Origin of the sequence: Enterococcus sp. FSL R5-0957 (assembly GCF_038008005.1) — a bacterium.
GTDB lineage: Bacteria > Bacillota > Bacilli > Lactobacillales > Enterococcaceae > Enterococcus_B > Enterococcus_B faecium.
In genome coordinates this window covers 2,160,008-2,186,633 of record NZ_JBBOYG010000001.1, presented here as the reverse complement: position 1 = coordinate 2,186,633, position 26,626 = coordinate 2,160,008, and the positions used below count along the sequence as shown (strand labels likewise).

General features: G+C 36.8%; 24 protein-coding genes, 4 pseudogenes and 1 other annotated feature. Of the genes and pseudogenes, 22 read left to right on the top strand and 6 right to left on the bottom strand.

Annotation, left to right across the window (positions count from 1 at the left end; translation table 11 throughout):
- The first annotated feature begins 58 nt into the window (after positions 1–58).
- From rplA to MKX69_RS10680, 5 genes and pseudogenes are all read left to right on the top strand, one after another.
- The gene (gene rplA, locus MKX69_RS10700) at positions 59–748 is read left to right on the top strand and encodes a 50S ribosomal protein L1 (protein WP_002294587.1); all 690 of its coding nucleotides are present in this window, start codon (positions 59–61) and stop codon (positions 746–748) included.
- Between the two features lie 78 nt (positions 749–826).
- Positions 827–954: a sequence feature (ribosomal protein L10 leader region), on the top strand.
- Between the two features lie 120 nt (positions 955–1,074).
- Positions 1,075–1,578, top strand: a complete 504-nt coding sequence (gene rplJ / locus MKX69_RS10695; protein ID WP_002291634.1) for a 50S ribosomal protein L10 — start codon at positions 1,075–1,077, stop codon at positions 1,576–1,578.
- A 52-nt stretch (positions 1,579–1,630) separates the two neighbouring features.
- Complete coding sequence (gene rplL, locus MKX69_RS10690) at positions 1,631–1,999, top strand: 50S ribosomal protein L7/L12 (RefSeq protein ID WP_002294588.1); 369 nt, start codon at positions 1,631–1,633, stop codon at positions 1,997–1,999.
- Positions 2,000–2,104: 105 nt separating this feature from the next.
- Positions 2,105–2,796, top strand: a pseudogene (locus MKX69_RS10685) (TVP38/TMEM64 family protein).
- 81 nt (positions 2,797–2,877) lie between these two features.
- The gene (locus tag MKX69_RS10680; RefSeq protein ID WP_002339876.1) at positions 2,878–4,080 is read left to right on the top strand and encodes an MFS transporter; all 1,203 of its coding nucleotides are present in this window, start codon (positions 2,878–2,880) and stop codon (positions 4,078–4,080) included.
- Between the two features lie 190 nt (positions 4,081–4,270).
- On the opposite strand, the gene MKX69_RS10675 is transcribed toward MKX69_RS10680, so the two are convergent.
- Positions 4,271–5,803 carry an ABC-F family ATP-binding cassette domain-containing protein gene (locus tag MKX69_RS10675; protein WP_002290558.1) on the bottom strand — a complete coding sequence of 511 codons (1,533 nt, stop codon included), beginning with the start codon at positions 5,801–5,803 and terminating at the stop codon, positions 4,271–4,273.
- 233 nt (positions 5,804–6,036) lie between these two features.
- Here MKX69_RS10675 and nagB point away from each other — a divergent pair, with 233 nt between their 5' ends.
- The 5 genes and pseudogenes from nagB to MKX69_RS10650 all read left to right on the top strand — a co-directional run bounded on the left by nagB (position 6,037) and on the right by MKX69_RS10650 (position 10,341).
- Complete coding sequence (gene nagB, locus MKX69_RS10670) at positions 6,037–6,738, top strand: glucosamine-6-phosphate deaminase (protein WP_002287787.1); 702 nt, start codon at positions 6,037–6,039, stop codon at positions 6,736–6,738.
- A 376-nt stretch (positions 6,739–7,114) separates the two neighbouring features.
- Positions 7,115–7,648 (top strand): annotated as a pseudogene (locus MKX69_RS10665) (MgtC/SapB family protein); the annotation flags it as partial.
- A 94-nt stretch (positions 7,649–7,742) separates the two neighbouring features.
- Positions 7,743–8,702, top strand: a complete 960-nt coding sequence (locus tag MKX69_RS10660; protein WP_000222573.1) for an IS30 family transposase — start codon at positions 7,743–7,745, stop codon at positions 8,700–8,702.
- Between the two features lie 8 nt (positions 8,703–8,710).
- A pseudogene (locus MKX69_RS10655) lies at positions 8,711–8,893 on the top strand (MgtC/SapB family protein); the annotation flags it as partial.
- A 309-nt stretch (positions 8,894–9,202) separates the two neighbouring features.
- Positions 9,203–10,341, top strand: a pseudogene (locus MKX69_RS10650) (AI-2E family transporter).
- Between the two features lie 88 nt (positions 10,342–10,429).
- Here the strand turns inward: MKX69_RS10650 and nrdF are convergent.
- The 3 genes from nrdF to nrdH all read right to left on the bottom strand — a co-directional run bounded on the left by nrdF (position 10,430) and on the right by nrdH (position 13,987).
- Positions 10,430–11,395: a class 1b ribonucleoside-diphosphate reductase subunit beta gene (gene nrdF, locus MKX69_RS10645; protein ID WP_002287792.1), complete on the bottom strand. Its 966-nt coding sequence runs from the start codon at positions 11,393–11,395 to the stop codon at positions 10,430–10,432.
- A 49-nt stretch (positions 11,396–11,444) separates the two neighbouring features.
- Complete coding sequence (gene nrdE / locus MKX69_RS10640; protein ID WP_002319007.1) at positions 11,445–13,604, bottom strand: class 1b ribonucleoside-diphosphate reductase subunit alpha; 2,160 nt, start codon at positions 13,602–13,604, stop codon at positions 11,445–11,447.
- A gap of 158 nt (positions 13,605–13,762) precedes the next feature.
- Complete coding sequence (nrdH, locus tag MKX69_RS10635; protein WP_002287795.1) at positions 13,763–13,987, bottom strand: glutaredoxin-like protein NrdH; 225 nt, start codon at positions 13,985–13,987, stop codon at positions 13,763–13,765.
- A 400-nt stretch (positions 13,988–14,387) separates the two neighbouring features.
- Between nrdH and MKX69_RS10630 the strand changes: the two genes are divergently transcribed.
- From MKX69_RS10630 to MKX69_RS10575, 12 genes are all read left to right on the top strand, one after another.
- Positions 14,388–14,861: a FeoA family protein gene (locus MKX69_RS10630; RefSeq protein WP_002319008.1), complete on the top strand. Its 474-nt coding sequence runs from the start codon at positions 14,388–14,390 to the stop codon at positions 14,859–14,861.
- On the top strand, positions 14,858–16,990 hold the full coding sequence (gene feoB / locus MKX69_RS10625) for a ferrous iron transport protein B (RefSeq protein ID WP_341010120.1): 2,133 nt from the start codon (positions 14,858–14,860) through the stop codon (positions 16,988–16,990). Before MKX69_RS10630 ends, feoB begins: the two co-directional genes overlap by 4 nt.
- Position 16,991: 1 nt before the next feature.
- A complete protein-coding gene (locus tag MKX69_RS10620) occupies positions 16,992–17,126 on the top strand; it encodes a hypothetical protein (protein WP_002339871.1) in 135 nt (44 codons plus the stop codon).
- Positions 17,127–17,219: 93 nt separating this feature from the next.
- The gene (locus tag MKX69_RS10615) at positions 17,220–17,864 is read left to right on the top strand and encodes a GntR family transcriptional regulator (protein ID WP_002287801.1); all 645 of its coding nucleotides are present in this window, start codon (positions 17,220–17,222) and stop codon (positions 17,862–17,864) included.
- A 186-nt stretch (positions 17,865–18,050) separates the two neighbouring features.
- Positions 18,051–19,244 (top strand): quaternary amine ABC transporter ATP-binding protein, encoded by a 1,194-nt coding sequence (locus MKX69_RS10610; RefSeq protein WP_341010116.1) that lies wholly within the window; start codon positions 18,051–18,053, stop codon positions 19,242–19,244.
- Positions 19,237–20,964, top strand: a complete 1,728-nt coding sequence (locus MKX69_RS10605; RefSeq protein WP_002327274.1) for an ABC transporter permease/substrate binding protein — start codon at positions 19,237–19,239, stop codon at positions 20,962–20,964. The genes MKX69_RS10610 and MKX69_RS10605 overlap by 8 nt, the downstream gene beginning before the upstream one ends.
- 185 nt (positions 20,965–21,149) lie before the next feature.
- Positions 21,150–22,109: an IS30-like element IS6770 family transposase gene (locus MKX69_RS10600; RefSeq protein ID WP_002293280.1), complete on the top strand. Its 960-nt coding sequence runs from the start codon at positions 21,150–21,152 to the stop codon at positions 22,107–22,109.
- A 316-nt stretch (positions 22,110–22,425) separates the two neighbouring features.
- A complete protein-coding gene (locus MKX69_RS10595) occupies positions 22,426–22,623 on the top strand; it encodes a class II bacteriocin (protein ID WP_002304799.1) in 198 nt (65 codons plus the stop codon).
- A 1-nt stretch (position 22,624) separates the two neighbouring features.
- Positions 22,625–22,936 (top strand): bacteriocin immunity protein, encoded by a 312-nt coding sequence (locus MKX69_RS10590; RefSeq protein WP_002287810.1) that lies wholly within the window; start codon positions 22,625–22,627, stop codon positions 22,934–22,936.
- Positions 22,937–23,039: 103 nt separating this feature from the next.
- Entirely contained in the window at positions 23,040–23,186 is a 147-nt protein-coding gene (locus MKX69_RS10585) for an EntF family bacteriocin induction factor (RefSeq protein ID WP_002294600.1), read from the top strand.
- A 38-nt stretch (positions 23,187–23,224) separates the two neighbouring features.
- Complete coding sequence (locus MKX69_RS10580) at positions 23,225–24,508, top strand: sensor histidine kinase (RefSeq protein ID WP_010723651.1); 1,284 nt, start codon at positions 23,225–23,227, stop codon at positions 24,506–24,508.
- Positions 24,509–24,522: 14 nt separating this feature from the next.
- Positions 24,523–25,275: a response regulator transcription factor gene (locus MKX69_RS10575; RefSeq protein WP_002325334.1), complete on the top strand. Its 753-nt coding sequence runs from the start codon at positions 24,523–24,525 to the stop codon at positions 25,273–25,275.
- Between the two features lie 703 nt (positions 25,276–25,978).
- Here MKX69_RS10575 and MKX69_RS10570 read toward each other — a convergent pair.
- Both MKX69_RS10570 and MKX69_RS10565 read right to left on the bottom strand, forming a co-directional pair.
- Positions 25,979–26,194, bottom strand: coding sequence for a Blp family class II bacteriocin (locus MKX69_RS10570; protein ID WP_002307138.1), 216 nt, complete (start codon positions 26,192–26,194; stop codon positions 25,979–25,981).
- 18 nt (positions 26,195–26,212) lie between these two features.
- Positions 26,213–26,449, bottom strand: coding sequence for a bacteriocin (locus MKX69_RS10565; protein WP_341010111.1), 237 nt, complete (start codon positions 26,447–26,449; stop codon positions 26,213–26,215).
- Positions 26,450–26,626 lie beyond the last annotated feature (177 nt).

Sequence of the window (26,626 nt, the reverse complement as noted above, 5' to 3'; positions counted from 1 at the left end):
AAGATATAGAACACGTGGGAGGTACAACCGTTATAACCACAATCAAGGAGGAACCAAAATGGCTAAAAAGAGCAAAAAAATGCAAGATGCATTAAAAAAAGTTGATTCAAGTAAAGTTTATCCTGTTGCCGAAGCAGTAGCTTTAGCAAAAGAAACAAACATTGCAAAATTTGATGCAACAGTTGAAGTTGCATACCGTTTGAACGTAGACCCTAAAAAAGCAGACCAACAAATCCGTGGTGCTGTTGTATTACCAAACGGAACTGGTAAAACACAAACTGTTTTAGTTTTTGCTAAAGGAGACAAAGCAAAAGAAGCTGAAGCAGCTGGTGCAGATTTCGTAGGTGACGACGACATGGTTCAAAAAATCCAAAACGGATGGTTTGACTTTGATGTAGTTGTTGCAACACCTGATATGATGGCTACTGTAGGTCGTCTAGGACGAGTATTAGGACCAAAAGGCTTAATGCCAAACCCTAAAACTGGTACAGTTACAATGGACGTAACAAAAGCAGTAAACGAAGTGAAAGCTGGTAAAGTAACTTACCGCGTGGACAAAGCTGGAAATATCCATGTACCAATCGGAAAAGTTTCATTTGACGATGAAAAATTAGTTGAAAACTTTGCAGCAATCCATGATGTATTGCTAAAAGCTAAACCATCAGCAGCTAAAGGTCAATACATGAAAAATGTAACGATCACAACAACATTTGGACCTGGTATCCATGTTGACCAAGCTTCTTTCTAATTAAATATTAGAATGTTGATTGATCCAACTGAAAAATAATTCTTGACTCAACTAGTTTAGCATGCTAAGCTAGTTGAGGTTAATAATTAACTTGTACCGAAGACAGTAGGTGGCATCAAGCCTTAATTTCCTACCGAGGACGTTTATTGAATATATTCAATAGTCCCTCTATGTCTGCGGTGGCATAGAGTTTTTTATTGTGAATTACTATGAACGAAGTGAATAGATGATGAACAATACTGGTTGAGCAAAGTAACTATAAAAGTGATTTGCCTTTTCAGTGCAAAAAAACTCTTCCATCAAAATTCAGGAGGTGAAACTCAAAAATGAGTGAAGCAATTATCGCAAAAAAAGCAGCAATCGTTGATGAAGTAAGCGAAAAATTTACAGCAGCTGCATCAGTAGTAGTCGTTGACTACCGCGGATTAACAGTTGATGAAGTAACACGTTTACGTAAACAACTTCGTGATGCTAACGTAGAAATGAAAGTTATCAAAAATTCTATTCTTTCACGTGCAGCTAAAAAAGCTGGCCTTGAAGGCATGGACGAAGTATTCACTGGACCTACAGCTGTTGCATTCAGTAACGAAGATGTAGTCGCACCAGCGAAAATCATGGACGAATTTGCTAAAGAAGCAAAAGCATTAGAAATCAAAGGCGGTATCATCGAAGGTAAAGTCTCTTCATTGGAAGAAATCACAGCATTGGCAAAATTGCCAAATCGCGAAGGACTTCTATCTATGTTGCTATCTGTACTACAAGCGCCAGTCCGCAACGTGGCTTACGCTGTCAAAGCAGTGGCAGACAAAGAAGATGGAGATGCAGCTTAATTGCCGCATAAAGCATTAAATAAAAAAGAACAATTAAACGGAGGAAATTATAATGGCATTGAACATTGAAAACATCGTTGCTGAGTTAAAAGAAGCAACTATCCTAGAACTTAACGACCTAGTTAAAGCTATTGAAGAAGAATTTGGCGTATCTGCTGCTGCTCCTGTAGCTGTAGCTGCTGCTGGTGGCGCTGCTGCTGCTGAAGAACAAACAGAATTCACTGTAGAATTAACTGCAGCTGGAGACCAAAAAGTTAAAGTTATCAAAGCAGTTCGTGAAGCAACTGGTTTAGGCTTGAAAGAAGCTAAAGCTGTAGTTGATGGCGCTCCTGCACCAGTTAAAGAAGGCGTATCTAAAGAAGAAGCTGAAGAATTGAAAGCTAAACTTGAAGAAGTTGGCGCATCTGTAACTGTTAAATAATTTTTACTATTTAAAAGCACTGAGATCCTATGTTGGATTTCGGTGCTTTTTTGTTTTTATGTTAAACTATTATTTAATGAATATAGATTTTTTTCAGGAGGAAATATGAAAAAGAAAATAATCCGATTGATGTTGATCACGTTGGGAATCATTCTGATACTGGTAGTGGGCTATCGGTTGTATTTAGAATATCAGACAGACATCCAATTATTTTTAAATCCGAGAGCGAGTAAGGCAGAGCTACTCGCACATATTCGTTCGCATGGGACTTTTGCATCGATACTCTTGATCGTATTGACAGCGGTGATGTGTGTGCTGTTCCAGGTATTCCTACTTCAGTAGTTGGAGTCATCGCTGGTTTGAGCTTTGGTCCGTTTATTGGGGCAGGTATCAATGTTTTAGGGAATGCTTTGGGCAATATCTCCGCTGTGTTTTTGATGCACCGATTGAAATTTTTAGATAAGAAAACCGAAACGAATCATTGGGTGCAATCCATTCGGCAAATGAAACATCCAAAAATAGGCGTAATGTTAGGTTACATGATACCGGTGATCCCATCTTCTATGGTCAATTTTGCTGCAGATGCGATGAAATTGCCTCTTCAGCAAATCGTAATGTCGATCGTGATTGGAGTCATCCCTTCATCTGTGTTGTATGCGTGTGGGGGAGAAGCTCTGTTTCACGGATATAACAAAACTGCAGTCACGTTGGTTGCAAGTGTTACTGTGCTAGTAGGGTTAGTTGTCTTCATTTATAAAGATCGCAAGAAAAAACAAGGAAAACAAAGACAAAAATAATAAGTGTGGCGAATAGTTGTATTTTTCTATTTCCAATCTTTTCCATAAGTTGTAAACTAAGATAGGAAATGGGGGAAATCAATGAAGAGTAATGAAAAAACACCTTTAACAACGTCGCTTATTTTATTATTATCAATCACTTGCGGCGTTGTTGTTGCCAATATGTATTATATCCAGCCGATTGGAACGAAAGTAGCAGCAAGCTTATCTGTTAGCACAAGTGCAGTCGGGATATTGACGATGTTGACCCAATTAGGCTATGCGTTAGGGTTACTGTTTTTAGTTCCTTTAGGGGACGTGGTGGATCGTCCAAAATTGATCATTCGAATGGCAGCGTTATCTGCCGTCTCTCTGTTGGCCGCTTTTTTTGCGCCTTCGTTTACGTTATTTGCATGCGCTTCTTTCTTGATTGGGTTACTTTCGATCGTACCACAGATCATCATTCCTTACGGTGCGGTATTAGCGGGACCAAAAGCAAGAGGGAAGGTCATGAGTACATTGCTTAGCGGTTTACTCGTGGGGATTTTGCTTTCTCGCACGGTGTCTGGCATTGTTGCAAGTCTTTTTTCTTGGCGGATGATCTATTTATTTGCTTTATGTGCAGTCGGAATTCTTACACTTCTGCTTTACTGGAAAATGCCGCGTTCTGTCCAGCAAAGTAGTACAGCTGTTTCATACCTTGATTCACTTAAAAGTTTGCCGCATTTAGTTGCTTCTCAACGTCTATTAAGAGAAGCGGCAGTCAGTGGATTTTTCATGTTTGGAACATTTTCGATCTTTTGGTCTACGTTGATTTTTTATATCAGCAGTCCCGCCTACAATTGGGGAACATTCGAAGCAGGGATATTAGCTATTTTTGGTTTGTCTGGAGCAGTTGCTGCACCTATCGTGGGACGACTGGCAGATTCTTATTCTGAAAGAAAAATCGTGTATATGGGACTTGTTATGCAAACAATAAGCTTTATTGCTTTATTGGTTGGCGGAAGCCATTTGGCCATTTTGCTTTTAGCTATTATTTTATTAGACGTCGGGAATCAATTTGGTCAAGTCGCCAATCAAACACGAGTACAAGGGCTAGGTGAAGCAGCAAGCAACCGAAATAATACTGTATTTATGTTTATGTACTTTATTGGAGGTGCGGCTGGTTCATTGCTAGGGACGACAATGTGGCAGCAGTATGGCTGGTTAGGTGTAACGGTTAGCGGGCTTGTTTTTCAAGGATGTGCGTTCTTCTTTCAAACAGTTGTTTTTAAAGGAAAGAGAAATCTCGAAAATAAAAAATAGACGAAAAGAGGTTGTGAAAAGCTGTTCTGCGTCAAGTAATAAGAATAGCCAAATAAAAATAGCTCCTCATATTTTGCCGTTTTTTGAGCTAATACCGAAGGTCAGCTAATTGGACACCATTTATTCAGAAGAAGGAGTTGTGACAAAACTTTTGTCACAGCTCCTTTTTTTCAACTATTCAATCAAACGTTTATTTTGGTTCAATCTCAATGACTCGTTGCACAAGATCTTGATAAAATTCTTGTTCATGAGAGACGATGATTACTGTTCCTGGAAATTTCTGTATCCCGTCTTGTAAGCTTTCTTTCGTTTCTTGATCGATATGGTTCGTCGGTTCATCGAGAATCAGTAAATTGCCTTGGTTCATTGTCAACTGTGCAAGTTTCACCTTAGTTTGTTCCCCACCACTTAATGTAGTGAGAGGTTCACTTGCTAATTGATTAACTAACCCTGCTTTAGCTAGTTGGCGACGTAATTCTTTGATAGTCGCTTTTGGAAATTGACTGCTTAAATATTGTAGTGGTGTTTCTAATGGATTTTCCCAGTACAGATCTTGTGAAAAGTAATTGATTTTTGTGTTATCTGGGAAGTGGAAATCGCCACTTATTTTTTCAATCTCACCGATCAGTGTTTTTAATAAAGTAGATTTTCCAATCCCGTTGAAGCCTCGAATGGCAATATTTTCACCAAAGCGGATGGTCAAATTGATGGGTGCAAGTAGCGGTCGATCATATCCGATGACTAAATCAGTTGTTTCCACTGCTAATGTCGTGACAATAGGCGAGAATGGAAAATCAAAGACAGCTTTACTTGCTGAAGCTGGAGGCGTCAGCCGTTCGATTTTATCTAATTGTTTTTGTCGGCTTTTTGCCATCGTTGATCGGGAACCGGCTTTGTATTTTCGAATATAAGCTTCGGTCTTTTCGATTTGTTTTTGTTGAGCATGATATTGGCGCAAATAGCTTTCGCGATTTTGTTCCTTTTGTTTCAATGCTTGTTTTAGATGGCCAGTATACTTAGTAATCTTTCCAAACTCGATGTCTGCGATATGGGTGGTGATCTGATCAAGAAATTCTTGGTCATGGGAAATCACGATATACGCACCGTCAAAATCCTGAAGAAACTGCGTCAGCCATTGGATATGCTGATCATCTAAGTGATTGGTTGGTTCATCTAAGATCAGAACATCTGGGTTTTCTAAAAGTAGTTTTGCTAAAATCACCTTTGAACGTTGTCCACCACTTAGATTTTTCAACAGTGAATCTAAACCTAAGACATCGATCCCCAACCCGCTGCTCATCTCAGCAACTAAGGTGTCGATTTGATAAAACACTCCTTGGTCTAATTCCGTTTGGAGTTTCCCAGCTTTTTCCAGCAAGGAATCATCGAAGGTCTCGCTATATGTTTGGTAAAGAAAAGCAATTTTTTCTTCCTTTTCGTATTCTTTTGCGTACGCAGTTTTTAGAAATTCTTCGATTGTTAATGTTTCATCGACTTCCACATATTGATCGAGGTAACCTTTGTGAATATTTTTTTGCCAATGGATCTGTCCGTCATCTGGTAAGATCTCACCAGTGATGATTTTAATCAATGTACTTTTACCGGCTCCGTTTTGTCCAATCAGCCCAAGATGTTCGCCAGCATTTAATTGCAGATCGACACCTTCATAGAGGATTTTGTCGCCAAATTGCTGGGTAATGTTGTTTAATGTCAGTATACTCATAATAACTCCTTTTTCATAAAAAAACTGCAGACATAAAGCGTCCACAGTGAATCACTTGCTTGGTTTTCATGCAACATGGATTGTTTGATTGAACCATCTTATGAAACCTAACACGGATTCCTATTTATTGTCAAGAAAATGAAAAAAATGCACTTTGGTCTATACTAATTATTGTAAAAAGAAAAAAAGAATGCTATAATTGGGTTATACCAAAATACAAAGGAGCAATCACTATGGAAATCATTCGTGTAAAAAACGCTGAAGAAGGCGGAAAAAAAGCATTTGAAATCATCAAAGAAGGTATGAACAAAGGTGCAAAAGTATTAGGATTGGCAACAGGAAGCACACCAGTTACTTTATATAAAGAAATGACTTCAAGCGATTTGGATTTCAGTGAAATGACTTCTGTAAACTTAGATGAGTACGTTGGACTAGGCGGTTCAGATGAACAAAGCTACCGTCATTTCATGGATGTCCAATTATTTGATAAAAAACCATTCAAAGAAACGTTTGTACCAGATGGAAAAGCAGAAGATCTGGAAGCAGCATGCAAAAAGTATGATCAAATCATCGATGCACATCCAATCGATATCCAAATCTTAGGAATCGGGCAAAATGGACATATCGGTTTCAATGAACCTGGTGCTTCATTTGACGGAACGACTTCAGTAGTTGACTTAACAGAATCAACAATCAATGCAAACAAACGATTCTTCGATAAAGCAGAAGATGTACCAACAAAAGCTGTTTCAATGGGAATCGGTTCAATTATGAAAAGTAAAGAAATCGTCTTGATGGCATTTGGCGAAAGCAAAGCTGATGCAATCAAAGGGATGATTGAAGGACCTGTAACGAATCATTTACCAGCAAGTGTATTGCAAAACCACGACAATGTTGTTGTGATCATCGATGAAGAAGCAGCAAGTAAGTTGTAATTTTCAATAGTAGGCTAAAGAGGTTGTAAAATCAGCGTTTTGACCTGAGTATTAGAGAAGACAAAGGAAAAATAGCTCCCCATATTTTGCCGTTTGTTGAGCTAATACCGAGGGTCAGCTGATTGAACACCGTTTAGTAGAGAGGTTGTAAAATCAGCGTTTTGACCTGAGTATTAGAGAAGACAAAGGAAAAATAGCTCCCCATATTTTGCCGTTTGTTGAGCTAATACCGAGGGTCAGCTGATTGAACACCGTTTATTCATAAAAAGGACTATGACAAAAATTTTGTCACAGTCCTTTTTTCGTAAAAGGTAAAAATTGCACTTTTTTTGTCTGCTCCTTTCAGACATGATATATTGGACTGGAGGGTGTTTAGATGAATGATATGGTATTGACAATTCCAGAGATTATTTTACGTTTAGGGATCGCTATGCTATTTGGCGGAGCAATCGGTTTTGAACGACAATATAAAAATCGTCCAGCAGGTATGCGTACGCATATTTTAGTTTGTATGGGTGCATGTATCATTGCATTGATCCAAGTCGAGATCGCTAGTGGAGCATTAAGAGATGCTTTAGAGTATCCACAGCTTGCTGGAACGATTCGTTCAGATGAAGCAAGGCTGATTGCTCAAGTGGTGAGTGGTGTCGGTTTCTTAGGCGCGGGAACGATCATCGTCACGAAACAATCGGTGACGGGACTTACGACTGCCGCTTCTTTATGGGCTATTGCTGGATTAGGGATCGCCATCGGCATGGGTTACTATTCCATTGCGATCATCAGTTTTATCGGGATTGCTATTGCACTCACAGTAGTGAAACGCGTGATCCATGTACCTACGACTAAAAAGTTAGAAATCCAATTTATCCATAGAAAAGAAACCAAAGATTTTCTTACCGATTATTTTGAAGCGCCGATTGTAAAATTAAGCTAGACAACTAAAAAAGTCATTTGTGCTACACTCAAAATAGTTCCGTCCAAAGAATTATAAGGAGTGAGTACAAATGACCTATACCCATCTTACAACGGATGAACTTGTAATGATAGAGTCTTATTTCAAAATAAATCAATCTGTTGCGAAAACTGCGCATTGCTTGAATCGTTCAAGACAAACGATCCATAAAGTATACCTGTTCTTCAAGCAAGGAAAATCAGCCTTAGAGTACTATCAACAGTATAAGAAAAACAAATCAAACTGTGGTAGACGCCCGCTTGTTTTACCTGAGGAACAATCAGAATATATTCAAAGAAAGGTTGTTCAAGGATGGACACCCGATGTGATTGTTGGTCGTGCAGCGTTTCCTATTCGTTGTTCTGCTCGTACCATTTATCGTATGTTCAAAAAGGGGCTATTTAATCCTTCTGACTTACCGATGAAAGGCAAGCGTAAACCAAATGGACATCAAGAAAGACGTGGAAAACAAGCTTTCCGTCGCTCTATTCATGAACGTGAAAAAGATTATAGCCAATTCTCAAATGAGTTTGGTCACCTTGAAGGTGACACTATCGTAGGTTTGAAACATAAAAGTGCTGTAATTACCTTAGTTGAGCGATTATCAAAAGTTATCATCACATTGAAACCGTGTGGTAGACAAGCGATTGATATTGAAAACAAATTAAATCATTGGTTTGAATCTGTACCGAAAAATCTATTCAAATCCATCACTTTTGATTGTGGAAAGGAATTTTCAAATTGGAAACAGATCAGTAATGCCAATGATATTGCCATTTATTTCGCTGATCCAGGAACGCCGTCTCAAAGAGGCCTAAACGAGAATTCTAACGGATTGTTACGTAGAGATGGTTTATTGAAATCTATGGATTTCAATTCAGTAGATGAATCTTTTATTCAATCTGTCGCATCGAAACGAAATAATATTCCTAGAAAATCACTGAATTATCGAACACCTTTGGAAGTATTTTTGAGTTACGTAAGTATTGATGATTTGTCTAACTTAATTTGACAATTAAGAAAGAGAAAAATATCGTAATCGAAGATGTGAATTTTGACGTAAAATTCGTTGATGACTACCGAGTGTACAAAAATATCTATACGATTGATCTTCCAAAAGGGCTCACTTATGCCGATGTGATCGAGGAGTTGTCCGTACACAAAAATATCACAAAATTGCATTTAGTCAGTATTACGCAATAAATGATCTGAGGTTGTAAAATAGATGTCCTACATCAAGTAATAAGCCCAGCCAAATAAAAATAGTTCCTTATATTTTTCGTTTGGCTGGGCTTATTACGAAGATGCAAGCTTTTGAACACCGTTTATTTGGAAAAAGGGACTGCAGTATAATTTTTGTCACTACTCCAAACCGTGTTTTTGTTTAAGTACTCGTCTACTCATTAAAATATGTTTATTTTTTTTTGTTTTTTTTAAGCAAATGAAAATCTCAGCGCGTAACTCTTTGTTAAATGATAGAATAGAAGTATCAAAGGACCTTGGAGGAGATGTATGCAATCACGTTTTAAACAATCAAAATTATTTTTCTGGACAGTGGAGCTAGTACTCACGATCATCGGCGTGTACTTTATTTTACAAATGCCGAATATTTTTAGTCCAATATTGAAAATGCTTTCGGCTATTTTTTACCATTGCTTATTGCTGGTTTTATCTATTATATGTTCGATCCAATCGTTGTTTTTCTCGAAAAGCATCGGATCCCGAGAGTGTTCGGTTTTTTATTGACGTTTTTGGTCGTAATCATTTTAGTTGTTTTAACTGTCATGAATGTAGTGCCTCAGTTAATGGAACAGACAATTCAATTGACCCAGAGCTTGCCAACGTATGCAGATGAAACAAGCAAATGGTTAAATGAATTGGCGCAGCGGGAAGAGTTTAAAAATTTCAATTTGGAAGAACAATTAGCATCAGCAAATTTATCTCTTAGTAATTTGTTCAATATCATATTAGTCAGTTTATCTGCAAGTGTCTCAAAAATCATTTCATTTATGATGCAATTTTTTATTTTGTTATTTACCGTTCCATTTATTTTGCTATTTATGTTCAAGGATGGGCACAAATTTATTGATGCGTTGTCTCACTTCTTTCCGAAAGCGATTCGTAAAGAGTTACGCCAAACGGTAAAAGAATTAAACGAAACATTATCTGCCTATATCAGCAGTACGATCTTAGATGCTTTGATTATTGGTGTAATGAGCTTTTTGGCAATGAGAATATTCGATCAGCCTTATAGCTTGTTGCTTGCGGTCATTTGCGGAATCACGAATATTATCCCGTATGTCGGCCCTTTTATTGGAGCGGTACCAGCAATCATTGTCGGTTTGTTTATCTCTCCATTTCAAGCTTTGTATATGGCGTTGTCGATTTTAGTGATCCAACAATTAGATGGAAATTTGATCAAGCCGTTGTTATTTGGGAAATCAATGAATATCCATCCTTTGACGATCATCTTGGTATTGATTGGAGCAGGAAGTGTCGCAGGAATATTAGGCATGCTGATTTGCATACCTGTCTATGCAGTGATTAAGACGATAATATTAAATATCCGGAAAATCTATTTATTGAGAAGAATGGAACATGTTTCGGAAAAGTTAGACAGTCCAAAAGTGCTGGAAGAAACAAGTGAATAAGCATAAAAAAGAGTTCAGTGTACATTTAAAATATCTGTACGCTAAACTCTTTTTATTTTTCGAAAAATTTTTGAATTAAAATAAATCCTTATTCCAATCCAATCAAATAATCGTCGTCTTTCATCGCTTCTACATGACCTAACAAATAGCCGTTTCCGACTTGTGAGAAGAAGTCATGGTTGCTTGTGCCTGTTGAAATCCCGTTCATTACGATTGGGTTGACATCATTGGCAGTATCTGGAAAGAGTGGATCCATCCCTAAGTTCATCAATGCTTTGTTGGCATTATAGCGTAGGAATGTCTTGACTTCTTCTGTCCAGCCGATTGGATCGTATAATTCTTCTGTATAACGTTCTTCGTTTTCGTAAAGCTCATAAAGAAGATTGTACATCCAGTCTTTTAACGTTTCTTGTTCTGCTTCAGGTAATTCGTTGAATCCTAATTGGAATTTGTAACCGATGTAGGTTCCATGTACAGATTCATCTCGGATGATTAGTTTGATGATCTCTGCTACGTTAGCCAATTTGTTGTTTCCTAAATAATAAAGAGGAGTATAAAAACCTGAATAGAACAAGAATGTTTCTAAAAAGACGCTGGCAATTTTCTTTTCTAGCGGTGTACCGTGTTTGTAGATTTCATTGATACGCTCAGCTTTTTTTTGCAGATAAGGATTCGTATTTGTCCAGTCAAAAATTTCTTCGATTTCTTTTTTCGTATTCAGTGTACTAAAAATAGAAGAATAACTTTTGGCATGAACGGATTCCATGAATTGAATATTGTTCAAAACGGCTTCTTCATGGGGAGTGCGGACATCTTTACGCAACTGATCCATGCCACTTTCAGATTGGACAGTATCTAGCAGTGTCAAACCGCCAAATACATGTCCTACTGTATCTTTTTCCAATTGAGACAATGTACGCCAATCATCTAGGTCATTTGAAAGTGGGATACGTGTATCTAGCCAAAATTGCTCTGTCAGCTTCTCCCAAGTGGATTTATCAATGATATCTTCAATTTCATTCCAGTTTATTGCTTCATAATATGTTTCTGACATGAGAATGCTCCTTTAATTAAAATATGAATAAGCGAATCTATCTATGATATTAGATCACGCAGCTTTCACATTGATTGCTTCCGATTTCTTCTGCATCATCAGTAAAGGTACGTACGTAATAAATGGATTTGATTCCTTTATGGAAAGCGTAATGTCTTAAAATATTCAAATCACGTGTCGTTTGCTTCGTTGTTGTCTTCCATTCATAAATGCCTTCTGGGATTTCAGAACGCATGAATAAAGTCAAACTCATGCCTTGATCGACGTGTTGTTGTGCCGTTGCATAAACATCGATTACTTTACGCATGTCCATATCATAAGCAGAAGTGTAATACGGAATCGTCTCATTGGATAGATAAGGCGCTGGGTAATAAATTTTACCGATTTTCTTCTCTTGGCGTTCTTCGATCATGCGAGTGATAGGATGAATACTTGCACTCGTATCGTTGATATATGAAATTGAGCCATTTGGTGCTACTGCCAAGCGATTTTGATGATACAGTCCATCTTTCATTACTGCTTGTTTCAAAGCATTCCAATCTTCAGCAGTTGGGATAAAAATGCCTTCAAACAATGCTTTGACTTTTTCTGATTTTGGCTGGAATTCTCCAGTTACGTATTTTTCGAAATAAGTGCCGTCAGCATAAGCTGATTTTTCAAAATTATGGAAAACTTGTTTTCTTTCACGAGCGATATTGTTGCTTTCAACAAGTGTCCAATAATTCAACAGCATGAAGTAAATATTTGTAAAGTCTAATGAATCCTCTGAGCCATATTCCATTTGTTCTTTTGCAAGATAAGTGTGTAAGCCCATGGCACCTAATCCAATCGTATGATTCAGCTTATTTCCGTTTTGGATCGGTGGTACGACATCGATATCAGATGCATCTGTAATAAATGTCAATGCACGAGTCATCGTACGCACAGATTGACCAAAGTTAGGGCTTTGCATCAAATTCACGATATTTGTCGAGCCTAAGTTACATGAGATATCTGTTCCTAATACTTCATATTCCTGTTTGCCGTTAATCACAGAAGGCGTTTGAACTTGTAAAATCTCTGAACATAAATTACTCATGATGATCTTGCCATCGATTGGATTCTCGCGGTTCGCTGTATCAATATTGATTACGTAAGGATAGCCAGATTCTTGTTGTAATTTTGAGATTTCATTTTCAAGATCACGCGCTTTGATTTTTTGTTTGCGAATGTTTGGATTTGCAACTAGATGATCATACTCAGCTGTAATATCTACATAAGAGAATGGGACACCATATTCTTTTTCGACACTATATGGACTAAATAAATACATATCTTCGTTTTTACGTGTCAATTCATAAAATTTATCAGGTACGATCACGCCAAGAGAAAGAGTTTTTACGCGAATCTTTTCATCTGCATTTTCTTTTTTTGCTGAAAGGAAAGCAATAATGTCTGGATGGAAAACGTTCAAATAAACCACGCCAGCTCCTTGACGCTGACCTAATTGATTAGAATAGCTGAAACTATCTTCGAATAATTTCATGACTGGAACGACACCACTTGCAGCACCCTCATATCCTTTGATAGGAGCGCCGGCTTCACGAAGATTTGATAAAGTAATCCCTACGCCGCCACCAATACGGGACAATTGCAAAGCAGAGTTGATTGAGCGCCCGATAGAGTTCATATCGTCAGTGACTTGAGTCAAGAAACAAGACACCAATTCGCCCCGACGTTTACGTCCAGCATTCAAGAAAGAAGGTGTAGCTGGCTGATATCGTTGATGGATCATTTCGTCTGCAAGAGCAAGTGCTAATTCTTCATCCCCGTTCGCAAAGTAAAGCGCATTGAAGGCTACTCGATCTTCATAAGTTTCCAGATAAGCGGAACCGTCGTTGGTTTTCAACGCATATTGAGAATAAAATTTGTAAGCAGCCATAAAAGATTTGAAAGAAAAATGTTGCTCGTCCAAAAATTGATATAGCTTTTCAATAAATGATGGTGAATACAATTGAATGAATTCTGCTTCTATATATTCTTGATCGATCAAGTAATTGATTTTTTCCATAATAGATGGAAAAGTCATCGTATTTGGTTTGACATTTTCCTCAAAAAAGGCAACTAAAGCTTCTTTATCCTTATTCAAAGGGATTTGACCATTGACTGGCCGATTGATTTCATTATTCAGCTTGAAATAACTGACATCTTGTAAATTTTTAAGACTCATACGTACGCCCAACCTTCATTTCGTATTTGATGATGCTTGATTGCAAATCATTGCATTGTTTTTAAGCTTTAAAAAAGGATTTGGAAGTTTGCGACAAAAACTGGTGCTGTCTCAAGCCCTTCAAATCCATGTATCACGTTTTGATTCTTTTAGTCATGTTAGCTGGCAAGTTTACGCAACTGATCAGGACGGAATCCGATAACTGTTTCTGCATCAGAGGTAATGACAGGAACACTTTGGAATCCTTGTGCTTTCAACCAGTCTACTGCTTCAGGCTGTTCATCGATATTGACTTCTTCAAAAGCAATTTGATTTTCTGTTAAAAACCGTTTGACCATCTTACATTGCATACAATTATTTTTAGAAAAGATTTTTACGTTCATGGTGAGTGCCTCCTCTAACACATTCTTATTATCTATAATAGATAGTATAAAACTCTTAGTAAAAAAGTCAAACAACAAACACTACATATTGTGTTGTGGAAACTGTGGAATACTAAGTTTTGTGTTTTTGAAAAAAGAGCTGAAAACAAGTATCGTGTGGGAAAATAGCAAATTTAATAGAGAAAAAATTGTGGAAAACTATGAAGAAATATTTTTTTCTCATTTTTATCTATCAATACTAAAGATTCGCTCATAATATCACAAGTATAATTGACATTCTCAATTACCGAGAGTATTCTATGTGAGAATGATTCTCATTTATTTGCGTAACACGTAAGAAAATTAGAACATATAATGAATGATTTTAATACATGATTTATTTCACAAGAGAGGAATCAATATGCAGACCTTAGCGCAGGCAAAGCAAAATTTCGTTTATCAAGTCGAACGAATCGAAACAGAAGAAAAAACAAAACGCCATTTGCAAAATATCGGGATCGTTGCCGGAAGTAAAATCGTCGTCGTCAATTTATCAGGCAACAATGCCATTTTACTGGTAAAAAGTCATCGAGTGGCAGTAAGTCGGGAAATACTAGGTCAAATCTTTGTCAATAAAAAGACTGCTTCCTCTGAAAGCTGGACTTCTCTTGATCAATTAAAAGCAGGAGATACTGGGATCGTCGTAGCAATCCACGGACAAGGCGCAGTGAAGCGACGGTTAATGGATATGGGATTGACGCGAAATGTAAAAATAGTTATCCGAAAACTAGCCCCTCTGGGAGATCCAATCGAACTGACAGTGCGAGGGTATGAACTGACGTTACGAAAGTCAGAGGCCGAACTAATCTTGATACAAAGGGAGGAAAAAGAATGAATATCGCGTTAGTCGGAAATCCAAACAGCGGGAAAACTAGCTTGTTCAATCTCTTGACTGGTTCGAATCAATATGTAGGGAATTGGCCGGGCGTAACAGTAGAAAAAAAAGAAGGATCGTTGAAAAAAAATCCGAACATTCATATTCAGGACCTACCCGGCATCTATTCTTTGTCTCCTTATACACCAGAAGAAGTGATTGCAAGAGATTATTTGGTTCAGGAACAGCCTGAACTGATCATCAACATTATTGATGCTACCAATTTAGAACGGAATCTTTATTTAACTACGCAGTTATTGGATTTAGACATTCCTATGATCATTGGTCTGAATATGATGGATGTCATCAAAAAAGAAGGAAAAAAAATCAATCTAGAAAAGCTTTCCTATGGTCTTGGTGTACCAGTTTTACCAATCAGCGTATTGAAAAAGCAAGGAATCGAAAAACTAATCGAAAAGATTCAGGAGTCTGCAAAAAAGCGGCCTTCTATTCCTGTTCCCTGTACATATGATCCACGTGTAGAAGCAGCTTTACATGAAATTGAAGATGTACTAGGAGAACAAAGCGGCAAGAAACGCTGGTATGCAATGAAATATTTTGAACGAGATCAGAAGGTAAGAGAGGATTACGAGATAGCAGTTTCTCAGCAAAAAGAGATCGAGCAACTGATCCAGTTAACAGAGAAACTATTGGACGACGATAGTGAGACGATTCTGGTCAATGAACGTTATGAATTTATTACCCAACTATGTACACTCTGTGTTGTGTCAAATGATTCTTTCCAATTATCGATGAGTGACAAAATCGATCAGATTGCAACGAATCGTTGGTTAGCCTTGCCGATCTTCGCATTTGTGATGTGGCTGATCTATTATCTGGCTATTCAAACAGTAGGAACAATGGGGACAGATTGGATCAATGACACATTGTTTGGTACATGGTTACCAGAACATGTTGGCAGATTGTTAGCTGAATGGCAAGTAGCGGGATGGATGCAGGAGCTGATCTTGAACGGCATCATCGCAGGCGTGGGAGCAGTGTTAGGATTTCTACCGCAATTGATTATATTGTTTTTATGCTTGAGCTTTCTGGAAGACTGCGGATATATGGCGAGGATCGCTTTTGTCATGGATCGACTTTTCAGGAAATTCGGTCTTTCAGGAAAATCCTTCATTCCTATGCTGATTGCTACAGGATGTGGAGTGCCAGGCGTCATGGCCAGTCGCACGATTGAAAACGAGCAAGATCGTCGTTTGACGATCATGGTCACAACCTTCATGCCTTGTTCTGCAAAGTTGCCGATTATTGCCTTAGTAGCAGGGGCCTTTTTTCCTCATCAATCTTGGGTAGCTCCTTCTGCCTATTTTCTTGGTATGACTGCAATTATTTTCACTGGAATCAGCTTGAAAAAAACACGTTTGTTTGCTGGAGATACAGCTCCTTTTATCATGGAATTGCCCGCATATCATTTTCCTCAATGGTCAGCGGTCCTAAGACAAACCTATGACCGCAGCAAGTCTTTTGTTAAAAAAGCAGGAACGATTATCTTTGTTTCTAGTATCGTGATCTGGTTCAGCTCTTCTTATAATTTTTATGCTCAACCTGTTTCTGAAGACCAAAGTATCTTAGCCTTTTTCGGGCGAATCCTGGCAGTTGTTTTTCAGCCGCTTGGTTGGGGAAACTGGCAAGGAACAGTCGCAGCGATTACAGGATTGGTCGCTAAAGAAAATATTATTGGCACATTTGGTATTTTGTTTGGTCATGCGGAAGTATCCGAAAATGGCAGAGAAATCTGGCAAGTGCTACAACACACATATACTCCCGCAGCAGCTTATTCATTGTTAGCCTTCAATTTACTTTGTGCGCCTTGTTTTGCGGCAATTGGGGCTATCCATCGGGAAATGAATGCCAAGAAATGGACTTGGATCGCCATAGGCTATCAATGCGGTTTAGCTTATTTAGTTAGTTTTGTGATTTATCAGTTGGGACACTTATTGGAGGGTGGACAGGTAGCGTTAGGGACGTATCTTGCTATTTTACTGATGATAGGACTCGTTTATGTTTTGTTCCGTCAGCCAAAATCCAAGAACCAGTTTTATACTATATTGTCATTAGAAGGAGAGGAATAGGATGGCGACATTTTTATTAAGTGTGTTAATCTTTGGAAGTGTAGGCGCCATTGTCTATACTCGTTTAAAATCCGGTAAGAATTGTGATGACTGTCAAACAGCTTGCCCAGTAAAAAAGGAACAGATCAAGCGATGATCAGTCGTTGCAAGAGGCTATTCTCCCCTTTTTTGCTTATTTTGCTAGAGCATAGTAAGATGAGGGAAAGTAAAAAAAGAAAGAGGAAAGAAAATGTCTGGAAAGAAAAAAATCGTCCGCCCGCGCTACCAGCAGATTGCTGTTGATTTAGCCGAACGTATCGTTGAAAACCGATATAAAGTGGGTGAGAAGATCCATGCCCGCTCAACACTTGCCAGTACGTACAATGCTTCTCCTGAGACTACCCGCAAGGCTATCAATGTGCTGGTAGATCTTGGAATCATGGAAGTACGGCATGGAAGTGGGGCATTTGTTGCTTCGAAGGAAAAAGCAAAAGATTTCCTATTGCAATATCAAGATGTACAATCCATCCAAGATACAAAAGCAGAAATCATGGCAAGTGTGGAGAAGCAACAAGATGAGCTGAATCATTTTTCTCAATTATTGGATCAGCTGGTCAATCAAACGAAGCGAATACATAAGATGAATCCTTTACTTCCGTTTGAATTATCTTTATCAGAAAAAGCAATGCATCTGGACCGTTCGATTAGCGAGTTGAATATCTGGCAGGCGACTGGCGCCACAGTTATCGCAATTTCTCATAATGAAGAACTGCTTGTTTCACCTGGCCCCTATGCTAAATTTACGGCAGGGGACATCGTTCATTTTATTGGAAATGAATATACGCTACAGCGTATGACAAACTTTTTTTACCCGGAGCATCAGCTTGCAGAATGATTGTGTGAAATATTAAAAAAATATTAACTTGGCTAAACCTTTTATTTACAAAGATTTAGCCAAGTTTTTTTCAGTTTGGACAAGCAAATTTCTTTCATTTTTGACAAAGTGACTACATGATGTTAACATAGTGTGGTCACTTTTTTCAGAAAGAAAAATGAATTTACATAAAAAAGGAGAATTTGTTTGGTAAAAGTAGAAGTAAAACATTTAACAAAGATATTTGGTAAAAAGACACAAGCCGCTTTAGATATGATGAATGATCACCAGCCGAAAACGGAGATTTTAAAGAAAACCGGTGCAACGGTTGGTGTGTATGACGTGAATTTTGACGTAAAAGAAGGAGAAATCTTCGTGATCATGGGGCTTTCCGGGAGTGGGAAATCCACATTGATCCGTCTATTGAATCGTCTGATTGAGCCAACTTCGGGCAGTATCTATATTGATGGAGAAGATGTATCGAAGTTAAGCAAAGAAGAATTGCGAGAAGTCCGTCGTCATAAAATCAATATGGTTTTCCAAAACTTCGGTCTGTTTCCACATCGAACGATCTTGGAAAATACAGAATACGGGTTAGAAGTCCGTGGTGTACCTAAAGAAGAACGACAAGAAAAAGCAGAAAAAGCATTAGAAAATTCTAGTTTGCTTTCATTTAAAGACCAATATCCTAGTCAGTTATCTGGTGGGATGCAACAACGGGTTGGCCTAGCCAGAGCTTTAGCAAATGATACTGAGATCTTGCTGATGGACGAAGCGTTCTCGGCTCTTGATCCGCTGATCCGTCGAGAAATGCAAGACGAATTACTGGACCTGCAAGCCAATGTTCAAAAAACGATTATTTTCATTACCCATGATTTGAATGAAGCTTTACGGATTGGGGACAGAATCGCCTTGATGAAAGACGGCGAAATCATGCAGATCGGAACAGGTGAAGAAATATTGACCAATCCAGCAAATGATTATGTACGTGAATTTGTGGAAGAAGTCGATCGTTCCAAAGTGCTTACGGCTCAAAACATCATGGTACCTGCATTGACGACGAATATCGAATCTGATGGACCAAACGTTGCATTGACAAGGATGCGTAATGAAGAAGTCAGCATGCTGATGGCTGTTGACAGAAAGAGACACCTGAAAGGGATCATCACTGCAGATCAAGCGTTAGAAGCTAGGAAGCAAAAACGTCCATTGATCGACTTCCTAGATGAAAATGTGACGGTGATCGGGAAAGACATGGTGGTAAGTGATATTTTCAATATTATTTATGACTCACCGACTCCACTTGCAGTTGTAGAGGATGGAAAATTAAAAGGTGTCGTCATCCGAGGTAGTGTGATTGAAGCATTAGCAGAAACAAGCGAGGTGAGTGAACATGAATAATCTATTGAACTATCAATTACCAGTGGCAAACTGGGTAGAAAATATCACAGAATGGTTTACGACAACTTTTTCTGGCCTATTTTCATTTTTACAAACGATCGGACAGGCAGTGATGTCGGGGATTACAAATTTACTGTTAGTGATTCCAGCTCCTTTGTTTATCTTGTTATTGACGATAGCAGCTTTCTTTATTTCTAAGAAACGTCCAGGACTTACGTTGTTCACATTAATCGGTCTATGGTTTATTTATAACCAAGGTCTATGGAATGATTTGATGAATACTGTCACACTTGTTCTTTTATCTAGTGTGATCTCGATCATCATTGGGGTACCATTAGGGATCTTGATGGCAAAAAGCAGTAAAGCCCAAAGTATTATCAAACCGATCCTTGACTTTATGCAGACAATGCCAGGATTCGTTTATTTGATTCCAGCAGTTGCATTTTTCGGTATCGGGATGGTTCCAGGGGTATTTGCCTCAGTCATCTTTGCTTTGCCACCAACCGTTCGTTTTACGAATTTAGGGATTCGACAAGTTCCTAAAGAATTAGTAGAAGCTTCTGATTCATTCGGGAGCACAAGTCGTCAAAAACTATTCAAACTAGAATTGCCTTTAGCTAAAAGTACGATCATGGCAGGGATCAATCAAACAACAATGCTGTCACTTTCAATGGTCGTTATTGCCTCTATGATCGGTGCACCCGGCTTAGGACGCGGCGTATTATCAGCATTGCAAAGAGCACAAGTCGGGAATGGATTTGTCAACGGCGTTGCATTAGTTATCTTAGCAATCATCATTGACCGTTTTACACAGCATTTGAACCAGCCAAACAATAAAAAAGCTGCAGGAGCAGCAACACAGAAAAGTAAAAAACGTCAAGGATTGATCATTGGTGCTGTAGTAGTAGTGATCTTAGGTGCGATTGGTATAGGGAGTTTTTCATCTGCCAAAGAAACAAAACGTATCAACTTATCTTATGTTGAATGGGATACAGAAGTTGCTTCAACAAATGTAGTCGGTGAAGTATTGAAACAAATGGGCTATGATGTAACGATGACGCCATTAGATAATTCAATCATGTGGAAATCTGTTTCAAATGGCGAGTCAGATGCCATGGTTTCAGCTTGGCTACCTAAAACTCATGGTTCACAATATGCACAATATAAAGATCAAGTCGAAGACCTAGGTGCCAATTTGACAGGAGCAAAAGTTGGTTTAGCAGTGCCAGCCTACATGGATGTAAATTCGATCGATGAGTTAACCGATCAGGCAGGTAAGAAAATCATAGGAATCGAGCCAGGAGCTGGTGTAGTTACGGCTGCTGAAAACACGATCCAAAAATATGACAACTTGAAAGACTGGAAAGTAGAGACATCTTCTTCAGGAGCAATGACCGTTGCACTAGGTCAAGCGATCAAAAAACACGAACCAATTGTAGTTACAGGATGGACACCTCATTGGATGTTTGCCAAATATGATCTGAAATACTTAGAAGATCCTGAAAACGGAATGGGAAGCGAAGAGCAGATCCATACGATGGTTCGAAAAGGATTGAAAGAAGACCAGCCAGAAGCTTACAAAGTATTAGACAATTTCCATTGGTCAGAAAAAGATATGGAAAAAGTTATGTTGGAAATCAACAATGGAAAAGATCCACAGCAAGCAGCAAAAGACTGGATCAAAGAGAACCAAGAATTAGTCGAAAGCTGGAAAAAATAAAAAGACAGACACGAAATAAATGGAGCTTCCAAAATTGGATCAAATATCCAAATTTGGAAGCTCCATATTCGTCTCTCTCTTTTTTGTCTCGCGAATTGTAAAATTAAGTTAGAAAAATAAAAAGGCATTTATGGTACACTCAAATTGTATTTCCGACGAAAGAAAACAAAGGAGTGTAACCATAAATGACCTACAAACATCTTACCATAGACGAACTGACAATGATAGAATCATATTATCTTCAACATAATAAGCCGGTTGAAATCGCTAACCGAATGGGACGTGCTATACAAACTATTTATAATGTAGTCAATAAGTTCAAGCAAGGCAAGACTGCTCTTGATTATTGGCACCAGTATAAAGAAAATAAGAAAAAATGTGGGAGAAAAGTCATTCAATTACCTGCTCATGAAGTAGATTACATTAAAGAGAAAGTCACTCTTGGTTGGACGCCTGACGTCATTATCGGGCGAAAAGAAAGGCCTGTTTCATGCGGTATGAGAACACTTTATCGTTTATTTTCTAAAGGAATATTTGATATTGACACACTACCGATGAAAGGTAAAAGAAAACCCAATGGCCATCAGGAAAAACGGGGAAAACAACAGTATCAGCGCTCAATCCATGATCGACCTGATAATTATCCTGATTTCAATTCTGAGTTTGGTCACCTTGAAGGTGATACGATCGTTGGCATTCATCATAAAAGTGCCGTCATTACTTTAGTTGAAAGATTATCTAAAGTCATTATCACGATTAAACCCAACGGCCGTAAGGCATTAGATATTGAAACTGCCCTTAATCAATGGTTTTCTCGCTTCCCTAAAAACTTCTTTAAATCTATTACGTTTGACTGTGGAAAAGAATTTTCTAACTGGAAAGCCATTAGTAACCAACATGATATTGATATATATTTTGCGGACCCTGGAACACCTTCTCAACGCCCATTAAACGAGAATTCTAACGGGATTCTGCGTCGTAATGGACTGCCGAAATCAATGGATTTTAGAGAAGTGAATCAGACATTTATTTCCAGTGTCAGCAATCAACGTAATCATATTCCAAGAAAATCATTGAATTACAGAACACCAATCGAAATATTTTTGAGCTATGTACAAGAAGCATTTTATTCTAGCTTAATTTGACAAATCATATCTATAAAAGAAGAGAATGCGTAGCTCATCTTCGAAACGTCCAAAGACGCCGACAAACTATTATGAATTTATGGGTGCGAGTCAAAGAGATCGATCGTAGGTATGAAAGACTAATGTGATTAAAGTTTATTATGTACGAAGTGCATTCTCAAAAAATATTAAAGAATATACATAGTTTATATACTTAAAAGTGATTAAATTCTTATTCAGGAATTATTTTGCTACGTTTCAAGAAGGAATTGTTTTTTGAAATTTAATGAATGTTAGAATAATAGTCTAAAAACATTAATTTAGGGGTGATTAGATTATGAAACATTTAAAAATTTTGTCTATTAAAGAGACACAACTTATCTATGGGGGTACCACTCATAGTGGAAAATATTATGGAAATGGAGTGTATTGCACTAAAAATAAATGTACGGTCGATTGGGCCAAGGCAACTACTTGTATTGCAGGAATGTCTATAGGTGGTTTTTTAGGTGGAGCAATTCCAGGGAAGTGCTAAAATGAAAAAAAATGCTAAGCAAATTGTTCATGAATTATATAATGATATATCTATAAGTAAAGATCCTAAATATTCTGATATTCTTGAGGTTTTACAAAAGGTATATTTAAAATTAGAAAAACAAAAATATGAATTAGATCCCAGTCCTTTAATAAATAGATTGGTGAATTATCTATATTTTACTGCTTATACTAATAAAATAAGATTCACTGAATATCAAGAGGAATTAATAAGAAATTTGAGTGAAATTGGAAGAACTGCTGGAATAAATGGTTTATATCGAGCAGATTATGGAGATAAATCTCAATTTTAATGATACTTATAATATTAAATATGTCTCAAAATTTTTTGATTAGAAAAATAGGTATATTGAATCAGTGCCATAAAAGTATTTATAGTTTGTAGGGGGAATCGTAATGGAAGAAAAAAATAGACTAAATGCTAAACAATGTTCAGATCAAGAGCTTAAAAAAATTAAAGGAGGTGCTGGAACAAAACCTCAAGGAAAACCGGCATCAAATTTAGTGGAATGTGTTTTTTCATTATTTAAAAAGTGTAACTAAAATTTTTTTATGATATCCTAAAATCAGGAGGGGATCTCTTGATTACTATCGATACAAAAGCTTATCTATTAAGAATGTTCGTGGGAAACTTTTTCTTTTTTCTCTTATTTTATATGACTAATACTGATCTTAACAAAAGAAAATATCTTTTTGTATGTTTATTGATACCACTCACTTTTTTTGTTGAATTATTTACTGATGTTTCCGCAGCTATACCTATAATCGGAAGTTATTTTATATTAAAGGAAAAGAAGAAAACTAATATAGTGCTTTTAAATAAATTACTATTATGTATGCTTATTGATGATTTCAGATCTATTATTACTTCCATGGTTATGACGTATATGTTTTCATTTGAAGGGATAAAAGGGTATGGTTATGTAGTATTCCAAATAATGCTTGATTCTTTGTTTTTGCTGATGTTTATTTGGTTATATAGAAAATTAGCTATAAATAGGATTGTTGAACAGTCCAGTTCTAAACTTACTGCTATATTCATGATTTATTTACTTACAATTGGTTTATTTGTTTCTTATGTTGCTCATCAATATCAAGTATTTGATCATTTTGTGTTTGGTGTCTTAATATTTTTAATCATTCAAATGTTTGTTGTTCTATTTTTATTTATTAGAATAACTATTAGGCAACGAGAACAATATGAACAGCAATTGAAAAGAAAAGAATTGGTTTATCTAAAAAAATATACTGATTTACTGGAAAAAGATCAAGAAAAATTTGCCAGATTTAGACATGACTATAAAAATTTATTGCTGAGTTTAAAAGAAATCGCTAATCAAAACCATGATTCGATATTGGAAAAAGAAATAAAAGAATTAGAGATCTATTCTAATTCTTATCTAACCAATAAGTTTGAATATCGTTATTTAAAAAATATAAAAAATGAATATTTGAAAAGTTTGTTGATAGCGAAGCTATACCAAGCAAATAACAATAAGATTTGTTGTAAATTCGAATGTCCAAGTACTATTATTGAAGTTCCTGTTCCAATATTTGACTGTATTAGGGTGCTTGGAATTATTCTCGATAATGCAATTGAAGCATGTATAGAGAGTCAAGATAAAGAACTGTCTCTAGCTATTTACCGAGATGACAAACAGATAGAAATTTCGATATCGAATAGTTGTAGAGAGATACTACTATCTATAGATACTCTAATGAAAAAAGGAATAACAACAAAAAAGGGACATCAAGGGTTAGGTTTATCTAGTATAGAGGAAATCAATAAAAAGAATCCCAATATGTTTGTGAACTATCAAAACGATCCGTATCAATTTACTACTCAAGTTATTTTGTTATTTTGAGGGAAGGAGGATTTATGAGTTATCCAATAATATTATGTGAAGATCAAATTATACAATTAAATCAGTTAGAACGAATTATTGATAATTTCATTCTTTTTCACGATGAAGTATTTAAGATAGTATTGAAAACACAAAGTCCGTTAGAAGTTAAAAAATACCTCAAACAATTCCGACCAAAGCAAGGAATATATTTCTTAGATATTGATTTAAATCATGAAGTTAACGGTATAGAATTAGCAGAAGTAATCAGAAAATATGATGTTCAAGCAAAAATCATTTTTACAACTACTCATGATGAGATGTTACCCGTAACAATAAAAAGAAGAGTTGAAACGTTAGGATTTGTAACAAAAGATCAAACACTAGATGAGTATCGAAACGAGATTGTTGAGTTATTGTTATTAGCGCAAGAAAGGATAGATGCAACAAAACAGGTTACGAATCAAGCATTTGTTTTTTCCATAGGTTCTCAAACATTTACTTTTGATATAAATGACATTTATTTTGTAGAAGCTTCAAAATTACCACATAGATTATCATTGTGTACTAAAGATGGGCAGTACGAATTTTATGGAAGAATTAGTGAGCTTGAAAAGAAATATCCTATGTTAACAAGAATTAGTCGAGCGTGTTTAGTAAATATCTTTAACGTTAAAGAAATAGATTTTAAAAAACGTTCACTATATTTTGATTCAGAGTTGGCCAGAAACTTTACTTTAGGGAAAGCACAAAAAATTAAGGAGAAGTTGAAAGAAAGCACTGTTTAGTGGTTTTTTCTTTAGGGAGATTGCATTTTTCTAATAAAATAAATTCCTTCACTAGTGCAAATTTTTCTGAATCCTATTAAAGTTGTACCAATTTTTATAGCTGTTATTAGTTACGTGCATAACAGCAATATTAGTTACTGGAGGAATATTTCTATGGTCTGGAACCAAAAAAGGGCCAAATGAATAGTTCTTTTCTTGTTTTTATTAAGTACCATAAAGGGGAATTAAAATTAAATGTATGGTGGAAGATGCGAAAGATTTGGCAAATTCTACTAATTTTTAGAAAGTGTTTTTCATTTTTTAGTTAAAAAATTTGTCCTGTCAAGTGCAATCCTATGATTGTACTTGATAGGATTTGAGATAATTACTTTCCTGTTTTTATAAATTTAACTTGCAGGAACAGGCTTTAATGCACATCCGACAAGTACATTACCAATACCTCCTGTAACGGCCGAAATAGGTCCTCCTGCAGCACCAACTACAGCGCTGCCAAGTCCTTTTGTAAAAATATCTCTACCATTACATTTTCAAAGAATTTTTATCTGACTTTAATAAAAGATAAAAATTTAATATAATTATAAAAACTAGCACAAGAAGCTTTAGTAAAAAGTTCTGTCCATTCCAAACTTTTGAAAAGATAAAGAACATACCTATGTTCGTAATCGACACAAACCAATCTTGAGGTTTGATATTTTTTAATTGTTTACGCACCGGTCCACATGCCGAATCCAGCACCTAATAAAGCTCCACCTACACCACAAGCAGCTATTGCATAAGGTCCTCCGGCTGAACAAAGTTTTACTCCTGCTGTTGCCCCAGAAAAAGTAGTGCCTAAAACTCCCACGGCACTCCCACCTTGAATATTTTTCAACTCTTCTGAAGATAATATAAATGTTGTTTTTGTGTTTTTAATATGCATAATACTTATTCTCCTTTTTTATTTTTTTCGAGCATCCCAGCCAGCTGCAGCACCTCCAGCGACAGCTCCATATAACCCTCCAACAACACCGCAAGCTGGTCCGCAAATTGCTGTTCCTAAACCTGCACCACCTACTGCCCCTTTGGTAAGTCCACCTACAACTTGCCCCAATTTTCCCCAAGCATTATTGCCTCCACCAACAGTTTGTGCATTTCCACAATACTTAGTTCCTTTACATTTTGCATGTTTAAACACGCTTCTTTAAATAATATTTTTTACGGTGCTACTGTAACATACGTATTTGATTAACAGTAAAAATCTTCCTGAAACTTATCAAGTTTATTCTTGAATAGTAAAATTTCCAAAATAAATTTGATTCAGGAATGAAAAAGTTAGTGTTCAAGAACTGTTTTCAAAGTTTTTGTGGAATTA